At 73.9% G+C, this 15,725-nt stretch carries 17 protein-coding genes; 6 read left to right on the top strand and 11 right to left on the bottom strand.

What is annotated here, in order from left to right:
* The 3 genes from ilvC to VK501_RS26055 form a co-directional block, all read right to left on the bottom strand.
* Positions 1 to 713: ketol-acid reductoisomerase (gene ilvC / locus VK501_RS26045; RefSeq protein WP_349261064.1), on the bottom strand; the 713-nt coding region annotated here is incomplete at its 3' end.
* Between the two features lie 39 nt (positions 714 to 752).
* The gene (locus VK501_RS26050; protein ID WP_324342772.1) at positions 753 to 1,601 is read right to left on the bottom strand and encodes a class I SAM-dependent methyltransferase; all 849 of its coding nucleotides are present in this window, start codon (positions 1,599 to 1,601) and stop codon (positions 753 to 755) included.
* Positions 1,602 to 1,613: 12 nt separating this feature from the next.
* On the bottom strand, positions 1,614 to 2,867 hold the full coding sequence (locus VK501_RS26055) for an AMP-binding protein (protein WP_324342775.1): 1,254 nt from the start codon (positions 2,865 to 2,867) through the stop codon (positions 1,614 to 1,616).
* Between the two features lie 24 nt (positions 2,868 to 2,891).
* Here VK501_RS26055 and menB point away from each other — a divergent pair, with 24 nt between their 5' ends.
* Positions 2,892 to 3,728: a 1,4-dihydroxy-2-naphthoyl-CoA synthase gene (gene menB, locus VK501_RS26060; protein ID WP_324342777.1), complete on the top strand. Its 837-nt coding sequence runs from the start codon at positions 2,892 to 2,894 to the stop codon at positions 3,726 to 3,728.
* Positions 3,729 to 3,734: 6 nt separating this feature from the next.
* Positions 3,735 to 4,646 carry a 1,4-dihydroxy-2-naphthoate polyprenyltransferase gene (locus VK501_RS26065; protein ID WP_324342779.1) on the top strand — a complete coding sequence of 304 codons (912 nt, stop codon included), beginning with the start codon at positions 3,735 to 3,737 and terminating at the stop codon, positions 4,644 to 4,646.
* Positions 4,647 to 5,087: 441 nt separating this feature from the next.
* Here VK501_RS26065 and VK501_RS26070 read toward each other — a convergent pair whose 3' ends face one another.
* A complete protein-coding gene (locus tag VK501_RS26070; protein ID WP_324342781.1) occupies positions 5,088 to 6,020 on the bottom strand; it encodes a LysR family transcriptional regulator in 933 nt (310 codons plus the stop codon).
* A 106-nt stretch (positions 6,021 to 6,126) separates the two neighbouring features.
* On the opposite strand from VK501_RS26070, the gene VK501_RS26075 reads away from it, so the two are divergent.
* Positions 6,127 to 7,140, top strand: coding sequence for a mandelate racemase/muconate lactonizing enzyme family protein (locus VK501_RS26075; RefSeq protein ID WP_324342783.1), 1,014 nt, complete (start codon positions 6,127 to 6,129; stop codon positions 7,138 to 7,140).
* Here the strand turns inward: VK501_RS26075 and VK501_RS26080 are convergent.
* Together VK501_RS26080 and VK501_RS26085 are read right to left on the bottom strand one after the other, a co-directional pair.
* Positions 7,137 to 8,255, bottom strand: a complete 1,119-nt coding sequence (locus tag VK501_RS26080; protein ID WP_324342785.1) for a glycoside hydrolase family 3 N-terminal domain-containing protein — start codon at positions 8,253 to 8,255, stop codon at positions 7,137 to 7,139. The two genes, VK501_RS26075 and VK501_RS26080, sit on opposite strands and share 4 nt — an antisense overlap.
* Positions 8,252 to 8,980, bottom strand: a complete 729-nt coding sequence (locus VK501_RS26085; RefSeq protein WP_324342788.1) for an alpha/beta fold hydrolase — start codon at positions 8,978 to 8,980, stop codon at positions 8,252 to 8,254. Before VK501_RS26085 ends, VK501_RS26080 begins: the two co-directional genes overlap by 4 nt.
* Positions 8,981 to 8,996: 16 nt before the next feature.
* Between VK501_RS26085 and menD the strand changes: the two genes are divergently transcribed.
* From menD to VK501_RS26100, 3 genes are read left to right on the top strand one after another with little or no spacing between them, the layout of a single operon-like run.
* The gene (gene menD, locus VK501_RS26090) at positions 8,997 to 10,706 is read left to right on the top strand and encodes a 2-succinyl-5-enolpyruvyl-6-hydroxy-3-cyclohexene-1-carboxylic-acid synthase (protein ID WP_324342790.1); all 1,710 of its coding nucleotides are present in this window, start codon (positions 8,997 to 8,999) and stop codon (positions 10,704 to 10,706) included.
* 51 nt (positions 10,707 to 10,757) lie between these two features.
* Positions 10,758 to 10,925, top strand: coding sequence for a hypothetical protein (locus tag VK501_RS26095; RefSeq protein WP_324342792.1), 168 nt, complete (start codon positions 10,758 to 10,760; stop codon positions 10,923 to 10,925).
* A gap of 43 nt (positions 10,926 to 10,968) precedes the next feature.
* The gene (locus tag VK501_RS26100; RefSeq protein WP_324342794.1) at positions 10,969 to 11,250 is read left to right on the top strand and encodes a hypothetical protein; all 282 of its coding nucleotides are present in this window, start codon (positions 10,969 to 10,971) and stop codon (positions 11,248 to 11,250) included.
* A gap of 69 nt (positions 11,251 to 11,319) precedes the next feature.
* Here VK501_RS26100 and VK501_RS26105 read toward each other — a convergent pair whose 3' ends face one another.
* The 5 genes from VK501_RS26105 to VK501_RS26125 all read right to left on the bottom strand — a co-directional run bounded on the left by VK501_RS26105 (position 11,320) and on the right by VK501_RS26125 (position 15,706).
* Positions 11,320 to 12,759 (bottom strand): isochorismate synthase, encoded by a 1,440-nt coding sequence (locus VK501_RS26105; protein WP_324342796.1) that lies wholly within the window; start codon positions 12,757 to 12,759, stop codon positions 11,320 to 11,322.
* 130 nt (positions 12,760 to 12,889) lie between these two features.
* Positions 12,890 to 13,447: an acetolactate synthase small subunit gene (ilvN, locus tag VK501_RS26110; RefSeq protein WP_324342798.1), complete on the bottom strand. Its 558-nt coding sequence runs from the start codon at positions 13,445 to 13,447 to the stop codon at positions 12,890 to 12,892.
* 3 nt (positions 13,448 to 13,450) lie between these two features.
* Positions 13,451 to 15,127 carry a biosynthetic-type acetolactate synthase large subunit gene (gene ilvB, locus VK501_RS26115; RefSeq protein ID WP_324342800.1) on the bottom strand — a complete coding sequence of 559 codons (1,677 nt, stop codon included), beginning with the start codon at positions 15,125 to 15,127 and terminating at the stop codon, positions 13,451 to 13,453.
* A 110-nt stretch (positions 15,128 to 15,237) separates the two neighbouring features.
* On the bottom strand, positions 15,238 to 15,519 hold the full coding sequence (locus tag VK501_RS26120; RefSeq protein ID WP_324342803.1) for a hypothetical protein: 282 nt from the start codon (positions 15,517 to 15,519) through the stop codon (positions 15,238 to 15,240).
* A gap of 13 nt (positions 15,520 to 15,532) precedes the next feature.
* Positions 15,533 to 15,706, bottom strand: coding sequence for a hypothetical protein (locus tag VK501_RS26125; protein WP_324342805.1), 174 nt, complete (start codon positions 15,704 to 15,706; stop codon positions 15,533 to 15,535).
* Positions 15,707 to 15,725 lie beyond the last annotated feature (19 nt).

Consider the following 15,725-nt stretch of genomic DNA (forward strand, 5'->3'; position numbering starts at 1 on the left):
AGGTCCACGATCAGCTTGAGCTCGTGGAGGCACTCGAAGTAGGCCATCTGCGGGTCGTAGCCGGCCTCGACCAGCGTGTCGAAGCCCGCCTGCACCAGCGCGCTGGCGCCGCCGCAGAGCACGGCCTGCTCGCCGAAGAGATCGGTCTCGGTCTCCTCCTTGAAGGTCGTGTCGAACACGCCGCCGCGGGTGCAGCCGATGCCCTTGGCGTAGGCGAGCGCGAGGTCCTTGGCCGTGCCGGTGGCGTCCTGCTCGATCGCGACGAGGCCGGGCACGCCCGAGCCCTCCAGGTACTGACGGCGCACGAGGTGGCCGGGGCCCTTGGGGGCGACCAGGCCGACGTCGACGCCGGCGGGCGGATCGACCTCCTGGTAGAGGACCGAGAAGCCGTGGCCGAACAGCAACAGGTTGCCCTCGGCGATGCCGTCGCGGACGTCGGCCTCCCACACCTGGCGGTGCAGCTCGTCGGGGACGAGCAGCATCACGACGTCGCCGCGGCTGGCGGCGTCGGCGACCGGCAGCACCTCGAGGCCCGCGTCCTTGGCCTGCTGGACCGACGCGGAGTCCTCGCGCAGGCCTACGACGACGTCGACGCCCGAGTCCTTGAGGTTCTGCGCGTGGGCGTGCCCCTGCGAGCCGAAGCCGATGATGGCCACGGTCTTGCCGTCGAGGAGGGTGAGGTCTGCGTCGTCGTCGTAGTACATGGTTGGCAGAAGTCTATGGCGGAGAAGGCCATCGACGTCTCGTGGCCGTTACGCCTCGGCTACGACGCCGAGGGCGCGGCCGGGGATCGCGACGGAGCCGTCGGGCGTGACGTAGGGGGCCCAGCGGGCCTCGACCGCGTCGCGCAGGCGGTAGTGGTCGGCCGGCGAGAGGGCGTCCAGCAGCGGGCGCATCGAGGACGACATCTGGCGCTGGGTGTTCCACCACGCATCGACGCTCGGGGCCATGAAGGTCAGGTCGATCGGCTCGACGGCCGGATCGTCGAAGCCGGCGCTCTCCAGCAGCGCGCTCACCGCGCCGGGCGCGCTGAGCGCGAACGCCCCGGGGGCGCCCTCGGGCCTGGGCTCGACCAGGCCCAGCGCCTCGGCCTCCTGCGGCAGCGCCGCCAGCCACGGGTTGTGCTCGGGCAGGTCCCAGACGGCGAGGACGATGCGGCCGCCGGGGCGCAGCACGCGACGCGCGTCGCGCAGCGCGTGCTCGGGATCGACCGCGTGCATGTAGCCGAACCGCGACAGGATGCCGTCGACCGACGCGAGCTTCGCGTCGATCCACTCCAGGTCGATCGGCTTGAACTCGACGTTCTCGATGCCCAGCTGCTCGGCGCGGCGCCGGGCGATCTCGACCATCGCCTCCGCCCCGTCGCTGCTGATCAGCGTGCCGCCCGGGTGCAGGAGCTCGGCGGCCAGGAAGCCGACGTCGCCGCGGCCGGCGGCCAGCTCGAGGATCGTCTGGCCGGGCTGCGGCTGCAGCCGGTCGACCATCCAGTGCGCCACCGGCAGCGCGCCGGCGTGGAAGGCCTCGGCGCCGGTCTCCCACCCCGGCGCGATGCTCTCCCAGCGCTCGCGGCTGGCGGCTCGCTCTTGCTCGGGATCGATCACGTGACGTTGAACCTATCCGGCGGGCAGCCGGCGACGCAGGAGCTTGCCCGAGCCGGTCCGCGGCAGCGGCTCGCCGATCATGGTGTAGGCCTTGGGGACCTTGAAGCGCGCCAGGCGCGCCGCGCAGTGGGCGCGCAGCTCCGCGTCGGTCGGCGCGTCGGCGCCGGGGCGCAGCCGCACGAGCGCCACGACCGCCTCGCCCCACGTCGGGTCGGGCAGCCCGAGCACCGCGGCCTCCAGCACCGCCGGATGCGCCTCCAGCGCCGCCTCGACCTCGGCGGGCGCGACGTTCTCGCCGCCGGTCACGATCGTGTCGGCCTTACGGCCGACGATGTGCAGGCGGCCCTCGCCGTCGAAGGCGCCGAGGTCGCCGGTGCGGAGCTCCGGTCCGGCGTCCGGCGAGACGGTCGGGCCCGAGACGACGATCTCGCCGTCGCCGGCGAGCCGCACGCGCGTGCAGAACAGCGGGATGCCGTCGGTCGCCACCTGCGAGCAGGCCTCGGTGAGCCCGTAGGTCGGGGCGACGGGGACGCCCGCCGCCGCCGCACGCGCCAGCAGCGCCGGCGGCAGCGGGGCGCCGCCCAGCAGCGCCCAGCGCAGCGCGGGCGGACGCTCGAGGCCCGCGTCGAGCAGGCGCGCCAGGGTCGTGGGCACCAGCGAGACGATCGTCGGGCCGTCGGGTGCGCGGAGCGCCGCGAGCACGCGCTCGGTGTCGAAGCGCTCTTCCACGATCGCGGTCGTGCCGTAGATGGCGCTGCGCAGCAGGATCGACAGCCCGCCGACGTGGCTGAGCGGCAGCGCGCACAGCCAGCGCTCGCGCGGATCGACGCCGAGCGCGATCGCGCTGCCCAGCGCGCTCCACAGCCAGTTGCCGTAGGTGAGGCCGATGGCCTTCGGCGCGCCCGTGCTGCCCGAAGTGTGGACGACGATCGCCGGCGCGTCGAGGTCGTGCTCGTCGCGGACGTCGGCGCCGGCGACCGGGGTGCCCGGCAGCGCGCCGTCGAGCAGCACGTCGACCGCCGGCCGCTCGGCCGCGGTCAGGCGCAGGTCGATCGGGACGATGAGCGCGCCGGCCAGCAGCGCGCCGTGCAGCGCGACCACGAAGTCCTCGCCGGGCGGGAGCGCGAGGCCGACCCGCGCGCCGCGCGGCAGCGCGCCCGCGACGCGGCGCGCCCGCTCGTACAGCGCCCGGTATGCGAGCTGGCCGACGGCCGCGCGCTCGGGTCGCGCACGCGCCGCTCTCGCCAGCCAGGACTCGACCACCATCCCTCGGAAAGTAGCCTGCGGCCCATGGCAGTGACCTGGACCCCCGGCGACGGCGAGTACACCGACATCCGCTACGAGAAGTCCGACGCGGCCACGCCCGGCATCGCGAAGATCACGATCGACCGTCCGGAGGTGCGCAACGCGTTCCGTCCGCAGACGCTGGTCGAGGTCTCCGAGGCGCTCGAGCGCGCGCGGGAGGACGGCGACGTCGGGGTGATCATCTTCACCGGCGAGGGTCCGCACGCCTTCTGCTCCGGCGGCGACCAGAACGTCCGCGGCGACACCGGCTACATCGCCGAAGGCGCAACCGTCGGCCGCTTCCACGTCACCGATCTCCAGGTCCAGATGCGCCGGCTCCCCAAGCCGATCGTCGCGCAGGTCGCCGGCTACGCGATCGGCGGCGGCCACGTCCTGCACCTCTGCTGCGACCTGACGATCGCCGCCGACAACGCGCGCTTCGGCCAGACCGGTCCGCGCGTCGGCTCCTGGGACGGCGGCTTCGGCGCCTCGCTGCTGCGCGACCTCGTCGGCACCAAGCGCGCCAAGGAGATCTGGCTCCTCTGCCGCCAGTACGACGCCCAGCAGGCGTTGAACATGGGGTTGGTCAACGCCGTCGTGCCGCTGGAGCGGCTGGAGGACGAGACCGTGCAGTGGTGTCGCGAGATGCTCGAGCTCTCCCCCTTCGCCCTGCGCCTGACCAAGTCGAGCTTCCACGCCCACGAGGACGGCTACGCCGGCATCCAGCAGCTCGCGCACGACGCCAACCTGCTGTTCTACGGCAGCGACGAGGCCAAGGAAGGGCGCGAGGCCTACAAGGAGAAGCGCCGCCCGGACTTCTCGCAGTTCCCGCGGCGGGCGTAGAGCGACATGTCGAGCACCCCGACCCACGACCGCCCCTCGCCGCTGAAGATCTGGCTGCTGGCCTCGCGCCCGCGCACGCTTCCCGCCGGCGTCGCGCCGGTGCTCGTCGGCACGGCGCTGGCGATCCACGAGGGCACGTTCCGCGCCGGCGCGTTCATCGCGGCGCTGCTCGGCGCGGTGTTCATCCAGGTGGGCGCGAACCTCTCCAACGACTACTCCGACGCGCGGCGCGGCGCCGACACCGAGGACCGCCTCGGCCCGGTGCGGGTGACCGCCGGCGGCCTGGTCCCGCCCAAGCAGGTGCTCACCGCGACCTACGTGAGCTTCGCGCTCGCGGTGCTGTGCGGCGTCTACCTCATCATCATCGCGGGGTGGGTCATCCTCGCCATCGGCGCGGCGTCGATCCTGGCCGGCGTGCTCTACACGGGCGGCCCGCGGCCGTACGGCTACGAAGGCCTCGGCGACGTCTTCGTCTTCCTGTTCTTCGGGATCGTCGCGGTCACCGGGTCCTACTACGCCCAGGTCGAGCGCCTGGAGTGGGAGGCGTTCGCGCTGGCGGTGCCCGTCGGGCTGATCGCCGCAGCGATCCTCGCGGTCAACAACATCCGCGACGCGCCGACCGACGCCCGTGTCAGCAAGCGGACACTCGCGGTGCGCCTCGGCCGCAGCCGGGCGCGCGACTTCTACGCGGCCGAGATCTACGTCGCGTTCCTGATCCCGCCGGTCGTGTGGCTGGCCGGCGGCGACGTCGGCCCGTGGATGTTCCTGACCTGGCTGGCGCTGCCGCTCGCCGTCCCGCTCGTGCGGACCGTGCGCCAGCACGACGACGGTCCGACGCTCAACGCCGCGCTGGCCAGGACCGGGATGCTCCAGCTGGCCTTCTGCGCGCTGCTGTGCGCGGGGCTGCTGCTGAGCTGATAGGTCCGCCGAGACCTGATGAGTTGCGCCATTGGCGGCGTGACCCAAACGGTCTTTCTCCTTCGGCTCTTCGCTCAGACCGCGCGCATTCCGTCCGGGGTCGAGCGCCGCCGGCCCGGCGCCCGCGGAGAACGATCGCGCCCGCGCCTGCCGGGGCGCTCCGTACGGGCGCTGGTCGAGGTGCGGGGCGTGGTCCGTCGGCAGTGACGAGGAGGTTGGCGCCGGGTGCCGGCGCCGCCGGTCCTCCGCGGTCGCCGGGGGCGGGTCGTTCGGGCATGAACGACGACCCGTGCTGGTCTGACCCCGTATATGGGGGTCAGCACGACACGGATCCCATGCGGGTCGACGTTCCCTCGCATGTCAAGGGCGACTCGACCCGGACGTCTCGCGCCCGCCCGCGGGGCGCCGGCGGAGACCGACCGCGCCCGCGCCCCGTCGAGGCTATGCCACGAGTTTCACCGTCGGGCGCTCGCCGTCGGAGACCAGGGCCTCTTCGGCGCGCTGGAGCGCGAGCTGGAGGAAGGCCTTGGCCGCGGGCGGCTGGCGGCGGCCGGCGCGCCAGACCAGCGCGACCGGCCACGTGAGGAGCTCGGGCCCGACCGGCCGGAAGGTGATGGCGGGTCCGGGCTCGTCGGCGATCGAGCGCGGCAGCACCGCGACGCCGAGGCCCTTGGAGACCAGCGCCCGGACCGCGCCCATCTCGGTGCAGATGAAGGCGTTGCGAGGCGCGAGCCCGATCTTGGCCATCGCCTTCTCCAGGCGCAGGCGGAGCGCGGAGTTCTCGCGGTAGGTCACGAGCTCCTCGCCGGCGAGCTGCTCGAAGGTGATGTGGGCGCAGGCGGTCAGCGGGTGGTCGACGGGGAGCGCGACGACGAACTCCTCCTCCCAGATGAGGCTCGCGGCGAAGTCCTCGCCGATCGCGTCGGGATCGACCGCGGTGAAGGCCGCGTCGAGCTCGTCGGCGCGCAGCCGGTCCAGCAGCTCGTCCTGCGTGCGCTCGACCATGTGGATCGCGACGCCCGGGTGGCGCGTGTGGAAGTCGGCCAGGACGTCGGCGAGGTCGTAGAGGCCGGTCGGGTACATGCCGCCGATCTTCAGCTCGCCGCGCAGGAGGCCGCTCAGCTCCTCGAGCTCGTTGTGCAGGCCGTCGACCTCGGCCAGGACGCGGTGGGCGTAGTCGAGCACGAGCCGGCCCTCGCTCGTGAGCTCGACCGAGCGGCTGGACCGGATGAAGACCTGGATCCCGAGCTCGGTCTCGAGGCGGCGGATCTGCTGCGAGATCGCGGACTGCGCGAGGTGCAGCTCCTCCCCTGCCTTCGTGAAGGAGCCGTGGCGGGCCACGGCGGCGATGGTGCGCAGGTGACGAAGCTCCATGCCCTCGATCGTACGTCCAGGGTGTCCAGAAGTCGAAGTCACGTTCGCTGGGCCAACCATCACCCGAGCTGATGGATGGCCGTCCGGTCTGACAGGCTGCGCGGCGATGGACGTCGCCCTGGAGCAGGTCACCCACCGCCTGCGCACCCCGCTGCAGACCGCCTACGGCGCTGTGCACGAGCGCGGCACCTTCATCCTGACCATGACCGCGCGAGACGGCGTGACGGGCCGCGGCGAGGCTGCCCCGCTGGAGCCCTACGACGGCGTGCCGCTGGAGATCGTCGGCCAGGCGCTGGAGCGCTACGCCGCCGTGCTGAGCGACGGCGACGGCCGCACGGGGGCCGAGCTGCTGGACGCCTGTCGCGAGGTGGCCGACCTGCCGCAGGCGCTGGCCGCGGTGGACCTCGCGCTGTGGGACGCCGCCGGCCGCCGCGCCGGCCGGCCGATCGCGGCGATGCTGACCGACGAGCCCGTCGCCCAGGTCGCCGTCAACGCGACGATCGGCGCGACCGACCGCGCGGGCGCGGCCGAGGCCGCCGCCGAGGCCGTCGACGCGGGCTTCGAGTGCCTGAAGGTCAAGGTCGGCACCGGCGACGACGCGGGTCGCGTGGCGGCCGTGCGGCGCGCGGTCGGCGACCACGTCGCGATCCGGCTGGACGCCAACGGCGCCTGGGAGGTCGACGAGGCCGTCGAGGCGATCGAGGAGCTCGGGCGGCTCGACCTCGAGCTCGTCGAGGAGCCGGTCTCGGGGATCGCCGAGCTGCGGGAGGTGCGCGAGCGCGTGCCGGTGCGCATCGCGATGGACGAGACCGCGGCCGAGCACGGCGCGATCGCCTCGGGCGCCGCGGACGCGGTGTGCCTGAAGATCGCGCGCGCCGGCGGCATCTCGGCGCTGCTGGCGCAGGCCGCGCTCGTACGTGCCACGGGCGCCGAGGTCTACCTCGCCTCGACGATCGACGGTCCGCTCGGGATCGCCGCCGCGCTGCACTGCGCGGCGGCGCTGCGCGTCGAGCTGCCGTGCGGCCTCGCGACGCTCGACCTGCTGGCCGACGACGAGGGAACGCTGCCCGTGCACCACGGTCGGCTGCTCGTTCCGCGCGGCCCGGGCCTGGGGATCTAGCCGGCGCCCTTCGCGATCGCCGTGCGCCAGGTCAGGACCCGGGCGGTGCTCGCGTCCAGGGCCTTGCGCGGCAGCGCCCCGGAGCGCACGGCCTGCTCCAGCCCGGCGGCGGCGCGGGCGCCGGCCTCGTAGGTCTGGGCGAACAGCGGCAGGTCGACGCCCGCGCGCAGGGCGTAGAACGCCAGCTGCGAAGGCGTCCCGAAGGACGCGACGGCCGCGGCCTGGAGATCGTCGGTGACCGCCACGCCGCCGAACTTCAGACGGCCGCGCAGCTCGCCGGTGACCCAGCGCCGGGCGAAGGCCGCGGGCCGCGGATCGACGCGCGGGTAGATCGCGGTCGACAGCATCACCGCACGCGGCTTCAGCTTGGCGTACGGCGCCGCGTCGATCCTGCGCAGCGCCGACAGCGGCAGGTCGACGCGGGCGGCGCCGTCGTCGGTGTTGATGGTCGCCGCCCCGAAGCCCGGGTAGTGCTTGAGGACGGACTCGACCCCGCCGTCGCGCAGCCCCTCGGCGAACGCGCCGGCGCGCTGGGCGACCGTGGCCGCGTCGCGGCCGTAGGTCCGGCCCTCCCGCTCCAGCGCGGCGCCGGGGCGCGCGACGTCCGCGACGGGCGCGAAGTCGACGGTGACGCCCGCGGCGCGCAGCGTGCGCGCGGCGGCGGCGCCGTTGCGGCGCGCCGCGTCGGCGTTCCCGGTCTGGGCCGCGCTGGCCGCCGGCGCACCGGGGATGCGCCGCACCGTCCCGCCCTCCTGGTCGACCATGACCAGCAGCGGCGTGTCGACCGCGGCGGGTCGCTCGATCCGCTGCAGGCGCGTGACGGTGGCCCGCACCTGCGCGGTGCTGCGGACGTTGCGCGAGAAGAGGACAACCCCGGCGGCCTCGCCGCGGGCGATGCGCCGCTCGAGCGCCTCGGGCGGCCGGAGGCCGGAGTAGGCGAAGACGAAGTGCTGGCCGATCGACTGGCGGAGGGTCAGCGCGGGCGGCTCGCCGCCGCGGTCGCTCGTAGTCGCGCGGTCGCCGAAGATCCTCGGCTGGTCGGACGTATCGCCGCCGCCGCAGCCGCCGAGCCCCAGGGCCACGACGAGCGCCGCGGGCCCGAGCCGGGACCTCACGCTCCCGCGCCCTGGATCGCCGCCGCGACCTCGCGCGGGGCCTCGCGCGGCAGGCCGTGCCCCGCGCCGTCCACGACGACCACCTCGGCCTGGGGCAGCACCTCGCGGTAGCGCGCAGCCCAGGCCGCGAACTTCTCGTCGCGCCCGCCGACCACGACCGTGACCGGCATGGTCAGCGTTCGAAGCCGGTCCCACAGCGGCTCCATGTCGCCCGCGCCGATGCCGCGCAGCGCGTCGGCCAGCGCGACCGGATCGTTGCGCAGCAGGTCGGCGCGCCACCACCTCGCGGCCTCCGGCGGCGTCCCGGCGAACAGCGGCTGCGCCTGCCAGCGGTCGGCGTACTCCTCGATCGTCATCTGCTCGAGATCGCTCGCGAACGCCTCGTCCTCCGCGCGGCGCGCCGCACGGTCCTCCTCGGCCTCGATCCCGGCGCTGGTGGCCACCAGCACCAGCCGCGAGACGCGATCGGGCGCCGCCAGCGCCACGTGCTGGGCCACGCGACCGCCGAGCGAGTAGCCGCAGAGCACGAACTCGCGCGGCGCCGCGGCGAGCACGTCGGACACGCAGCCGTCGAACGAGATCGGCCGGACGCCCGCCTTCGTACCGTGCCCGCGGAGGTCCGGGACCAGCGGGTTGTAGCGTTCCCGATCCAGCTCGGGCAGGACAGGGTCCCAGGCACGGTGGGTCCCACCGAAGCCGTGGAGCAGTACCAGCGTCTCGGGCATCTCCCCTATCTATCCCATGAGCGAGACTCGCGACACCTACCTCCTGCTGCGCGCCTTCGTCGACGAGCTGGCCCGGTGCGGCGTCGCGGGGGCCTGCACGTCGCCCGGCTCGCGCTCAACGCCGCTGGTGCTGAGCCTCGCGCGCAACGGCGCGATCGCCACCACGTCGCACGTCGACGAGCGCTCCGCCGGCTTCTTCGCTGTCGGCCTCGCCAAGGCGACCGGGCGGCCCGCCGTGCTGGCCTGCACGTCGGGGACCGCGGCGGCCAACTACGCGCCGGCAGTGATCGAGGCGGCGCAGGCGCGCCTGCCGCTCATCGTCCTGACCGCCGATCGACCCCCCGAGCTCCGCGATCTCGGCGCCGGCCAGACCATCGACCAGATCAAGTTGTACGGGTCGGCGGCGAAGTGGTTCGTCGAGGTCGGCACGCACGCGGCGACGCCGCAGCGGCTGCGGTGGATGCGCCAGCTCGCGTGCCGAGCGGTGTGGACGGCGATGGACGGGCGCGCGGGTCCGGTGCACCTGAACGTCGCGATGCGCGAGCCGCTGGTGCTCGCCGAGGAGCTCGGCGACGAGCCCGGCGGCGGCGGGCGCCCGGGCGGCGCGCCGTGGACCGCTCGCACCGTCGTCGGGCAGGATCCAGCGCCACTGGTGGAGTGGCTGCGCGAGCAGCGCCACGGCGTGATCGTCGCCGGGCGCGAGGAGCCCGGGGCGCCGGCCGGCGAGGACCATCCCGCCGCCCGCCTGGCCGCCGCCCTCGCCTGGCCGCTGCTGGCCGACCCGCTCTCCGGCGCGCGCCACGGCGGCGCGGCCGTCGCCCACTACGACGCGCTGCTGCGCGACGCGGCGTGGGCCGCGAGCGTGCGGCCGGAGTGCGTGCTGCGCCTCGGCGACCTGCCGACGTCCAAGCCGCTGCGCCAGTGGCTGGCGGGGCTGCAGGACGTGGAGCAGATCGCGCTGCGGCCCGGCGGCGACTGGCACGACCCCGACGCCACCCTGGCGCGGGTGATCGACCTGGACTCGTCCGCTCTCGGGGCGATCGACGAGGTCTGGCACGCCGATGCCGCGTGGCTGGGCACGTGGCGCGACGCCGACGCCCGCGCCGCCCGCGCGCTGGCCGACACCCTCGGCGACGGCCTCAACGAGCCGCGCGTCGCGCGCGAGCTGGCCACCGCCGTGCCCGCAGGGGCCCGCGTGGTCGTCGCGGCGTCGATGCCGATCCGCGACGTCGAGACGTTCTGGCCGGTCGACGCGCGCGCCACCGCGATCGCCAACCGCGGCGCCAACGGCATCGACGGCACGATCTCGACCGCCTACGGCGTGGCGAGCGGCACGCCGGACGCGCCCGTCTACCTCCACATCGGCGACGTCGCGGTGGCCCACGACGTCGGCGGGCTGCTGGCCGGCAAGCGGCTCGGCGTGCCGCTGACGATCGTGGTGGTCGACAACGCGGGCGGCGGGATCTTCGACTTCCTGCCGGTCGCGACGCAGACCGATGCGTTCGAGGAGCACGTCCTCACGCCGACCGGCCTGGAGATGTCCCGCGTGGCCGCGCTGTACGACGCGGACTACCGCGAGATCGGCGACGTCGACGCGCTGCGCGCTGCGCTCGCGCAGGCTCCCTCGGGCACGACGATCCTGCACGTCCGGACCGACCGCGCGGAGAACGTTGCGCTGCACCGGCGCTGCTGGGCCGCGGTGGCCGAGGCGCTGCCGTTGCAATGATCGTGTCGCCGAGGTGACGTGGCGCGCCAGCCGGGGTAGGGTGCTCGCCGCATGGTGTGGATCGTCGCCCTCTCGGCAGGCTGGCTCGGCGCGTTCGTGCTGCTCGTCGCCCTGACGACGATGGCCGCACGCAGCGACCGCCCGACCGCCGAGCACCTCGCACGTCACCCCGGCTCGCGGCTCTGGCTGCCGCCGTCGCCCGACCGCGACGCCCTCTGAGCCGCGCCGCACGCGGTCCGGCCGGGGTCGTACCCTGCCGTCGGTGGCCGACGTCCTGCAGTTCTCGCTCCTCGGAGAGCCCGAGCCGGTCGCCGCGCCCGTGCGCGAGACGCCGTCACCGCGGCTGACCTCGAAGGGCATCGCCCCCGGCGACATCGTCGAGATCGACCGCAAGGGCCGGCGCTTCCACGCGCTCGTCGAGGCGATCGAGCAGCGCGAGACCGGGCGCTTCGACCTCGACGTCCGTCCGCTGGACGGCCGCTCGACCTGGCGCACCGCGACGGTGCGCGAGGTCGTCGGCGTGTGGCGGCGGGCGCGGGCGTAGCCGGGCGAGCACCTCCCGACCGCCCGCGTGGAACGCACAGACGCTCCGACCCCTACGACCTGCCCGGCGCTACCCCGCCAGGACCGGCAGCAGCGCCTGGAGCTTGATCTCGGTCTCGGCCAGCTCGGCCGCCGGGTCGGAGTCGCTCACGACGCCGACGCCCGCGTAGCAGCGTGCGACCGGACCGCGCAGCAGCGCGCAGCGCAGCGCGACGACGAACTCGCCGTCCTCGTCGAGGTCGGTCCAGCCCACCGGTCCGGCGTACCAGCCGCGGTCGAGGCCCTCCAGCGCGGGGATCAGCGGCGCGGCGACGGCCAGCGGCTCGCCGCCGACGGCCGGCGTCGGGTGCAGCAGCCCAGCGAGCTCGACCGCGCTGACCGCCCGAGAGAGCTGCGCGCGGATGGGCGTGCCCAAGTGCTGGATGTTGGCCATCTTGACGACCTCGGGCTCGTCGAGCGCGGTCACCCAGACGGCGTGCGGGCGCAGCGTGCGCGCGATGCGGCGGATGACGATCGCCTGCTCCTCGCGATCCTTGGCCGAGCGCAGCAGGCGCTCGCCGAGGTGGTCGTCGACCGCCGGGTCGGCGCTGCGGCGCGTCGATCCGGCCAGCGCCAGCGTCGCCGCGCGCTCCCCGTCGCGGCGGATCAGCAACTCGGGGCTGGCCGCGACGAAGGCGGCGTCGCCGCGGCCCGCGCAGACCAGGTGGCAGGACGGGAACGCCTCGCGGAGCACGCCGAGCACGGCGGCCGGGTCGTGGTCGACCGGCGCGTGCACCTGCACCTCGCGCGCGAGCACGATCTTCTGCAGCTCGCCGGCGCGGATGCGTTCCACGGCCCGGGCCACGGCCTGCTCGTAGTGCTCGGGCGGCATCGCGCTGTTGACGCGGTAGCGGCCCGCCGGATCGGGATCCAGCAGCGGCAGCGGCACGCCGCCGCGCAGCTCGGCCGCCCGGCGCTCCATGCGCGCCAGGAGGTCGTCCACGGTGTCGTCGGGCGTGGCCAGCGCGCACAGGGTGAGGCGCACGTCGGTGCCGCGACGCACGAGCGCGGCCTCGGGCACGTGCAGCGACGCGGCGGCGTAGCCGGCCCAGTGCGGGTCGGTGCCGCCGTCGGGCGCGAAGGCGAAGCCGCCGACGGCGACCGGGCCGCACCCGCGCGGGCCGTCCGGGGGATCGCAGGCGGCGTGCGAGGCGAGCGTCCGCCAGCGCGCGGCGACGACCTTGAAGCGGTCGGGTCCGCCGGCCTCGATCACCGTGGCGACCCCCAGCGCGGCCAGCGCGGCGCTGTCGCGATCGGGCTGCTCGAAGCAGAACCACGGCTCGCCGGGGCGCCGCGAGGCGGCGGCGACGGCGGTCGGGTCGGTCGCGGGATCGACCGTCACGGTGATCGCGGCAAGGGCCTCGCCATGGCGGCGGGCACGCCGCAGCGCGTCGCTCAGCCGGCGCTCGAGGCGGACCCGATCGGCGACGGCGAGCCCGAAGCCGCCGTGGGCGGTGAGGACCGAGGCCATGGCCCGGCAGTCTACGAACGAGGACGGGCGAACCGGGCCGGGCCTCGCCCAGAGGCTCGGCCGGGCCGGTTCGCCTTGCGCGAACCCGCCCAGAGGCTCGTTCGCGCGCCCTCGGCGACGTGTTCGGTGCTCAGGTCTCGCCCCGCCCACGCGAGATGGCGATCTCGCCCGTGCGCATCATCTCGACGAGGCCGAACGGGCGCAGCAGCGCCTCGAAGGACTCGATCTTGTCGGTCGTGCCCGTGATCTCGACGATGATCGACCGGCGGGTGACGTCGACGACGCGCCCGCGGAAGATCTCGGCCAGCGACAGGACCTCGGCGCGCTGCACGCCGTCCACGGCGACCTTGAAGAGCGCGAGCTCGCGCGTGACCGTGTCGGCCGGCTCGAGGTCGCGGATCTTCAGGACGTTGATCAGCTTGTGCAGCTGCTTGGTGACCTGGTCGATGGGATGCAGCGCCCCGTCGACCGTCAGCGTCACGCGCGACACGTTGTCGTCGTCGGTCGGCCCGACGGTGAGCGTGTCGATGTTGAAGCCGCGGCGGGCGAACAGGCCCGCGATGCGCGTCAGCACGCCCGGCTTGTTCTCCACGAGGATCGACAGGACGTGCTTGCGCCCCGTGCGCATCTGGCCCGAAGCCTCGAGCTCCTCGAGGTTCAGCAGCTCCTTGATTCCCGGATCGCCCATCGCTCAGCCCACCATCTCGCGCGCGGCGGCGCCCGGCGAGATCATCGGATACACGTTCTCCTCGCGCGTGACGCGGATGTCGACGACGACCGGACCCTCGGTCGCCAGCGCGGTGCGCAGGTCGTCGACCAGCGTCTCCTTGCTCGTCAGCCGCAGGCCGGTGGCCCCGTAGGCCTCGGCGAGCTTGACGAAGTCCGGGCTCTGGCCCATGTCGACGTGCGAGTAGCGGTTGTCCCAGAACAGCTCCTGCCACTGGCGGACCATGCCCAGGTAGCCGTTGTTGAGGATGAACACCTTGATCGGGATGCGGTTGGCCACGCACGTGGCCAGCTCCTGGCTGTTCATCTGCACCGAGCCGTCGCCGGTGATGCAGACGACCGTCTGGTCCGGGCACCCGACCTGGGCGCCCATCGCCGCCGGCAGGCCGAAGCCCATCGTCCCGAGGCCGCCGGAGTTGATCCAGCGGCGCGGCTTGGCGAAGTTGTAGTACTGCGCCGCCCACATCTGGTGCTGGCCGACGTCGGACGTGACGATCGCGTCGCCGCCGGTCGCCTCGTAGATCGCCTGGATCGCGCGCTGCGGCTTGATCTCCGAATCGCTGGACTCCGTGTAGCTGAGCGGATGGCGCTCCTGCCACTCGTGGATCCGCTGCCACCACTCGTCCAGCCGCGACGGGTCCGCGCCGAGGGCGCGGTACTCGTTGACCAGCTTGGCGAGGATGTTCTTCGCGTCGCCGACGATCGGGATGTGGGCCGGGACGTTCTTGGAGATCTCGGCCGGATCGATGTCGATGTGGATGAACTTGGCCCGGGGCGCGAACTCCGACAGCTTGCCGGTGATGCGGTCGTCGAACCGGGCGCCGATCGCGCAGATCAGGTCCGCTTCGTCCATCGCGTAGTTCGCCGCGCGCGTGCCGTGCATCCCGAGCATGCCCAGGAACTGGTCGTGCGGCGCGGGGAACCCGCCCAGTCCGTTGAGCGTGTTGGTGACCGGGAAGCGATCGCTCGTGGCGAACTCGGTCAGCTCGACCGACGCGTCGGACAGGATCACGCCGCCGCCGGCGTAGATGACCGGGCGCCGCGACGAGGCGAGCGCCTTCGCCGCCTGGCGGATCTGCTTGACGTTGCCCTCCGTCGTGGGCTGGTAGCCCGGGAGGTGGACCTCGGTCACCGGCTCGTACGGGATGTCGGCCTTCGACAGGTCCGTCGGGATGTCGACGACCACGGGGCCCGGCCGCCCGGTCCGTGCGACGTGGAACGCCTCGTGCAGCACGCGCGGGATCTCGAGCGGGTGCTGGATCATCCACGAGTGCTTGACCGCCGGCATCGTGATGCCGAGGATGTCGGCCTCCTGGAAGCCGTCGGTCCCGAGCAGCTCCGTACGGACCTGGCCGGTGATGAAGACCACCGGGACCGAGTCCATCATCGCGTCCATGATCGGCGTGACCAGGTTGGTCGCGCCCGGGCCGCTGGTGCCCAGCGCGACGCCGACCTTCCCGGTCGCCTTCGCGTAGCCCGTGGCGGCGTGGCCGCCACCGGCCTCGTGACGCACCAGGACGTGGCGGATGCCGGCGTCCACGAACGCGTCGTACGTCGGGAGGTTCGCGCCTCCGGGATACCCGAATACGACGTCCACACCTTCTGCCTTAAGGCACTCCATCACGGCATCGACCGCTCGCATGCGCTTGACCTCCTTTCGCAAAGGTCCGGGGAACTCATGACCAGAAACCACGACGAGCCGCCCAAGGGACGGCTCACGGGAGCGCCGAGTCTATCGCGGGATCGCGCTGCCTACGCAGGCGCGACCGGCGGCAGGATCTCGGACTCGTCAGGGAAGTCGAGCTCCGACCCACAGCGGATGCAGAGAGCGTCGTGGAGCATGCAGACGTGGCCGCAGACCGGGCACGCGCGGCGCGGCTCGTCGGTGTCGAAGCGGTAGAGCACCGCGGCGGCCAGCCCGACGATCGGGAAGACGCCCGAGATCAGCGCCCAGAGGAAGAACGAGCTGCCCTTGATGCGCCCGACGAGGCCCCCGGCGAGCGCGAAGGACAGGGCGATGACGATGTAGACCATCGCGGTGCGCTGCTCAGAGCACGCGCAGGGCCCAGACCACCGCGACGATGCACAGCACGATCACGACGATCGTCGCGACCCCGGCGATCAGGCCGATGACGAACTTGAGCAGGATCCAGGCGGCGATCGCCAGGACCACGAGCGCCAGGAGGCGCCTCAGCAGCGAGGGCTTGGCGGTGTCTTCCATGAGGTACAGCGTACTGCTG

The sequence above is a fragment of the Baekduia sp. genome, from assembly GCF_035318805.1.
Taxonomy (GTDB): domain Bacteria; phylum Actinomycetota; class Thermoleophilia; order Solirubrobacterales; family Solirubrobacteraceae; genus Baekduia.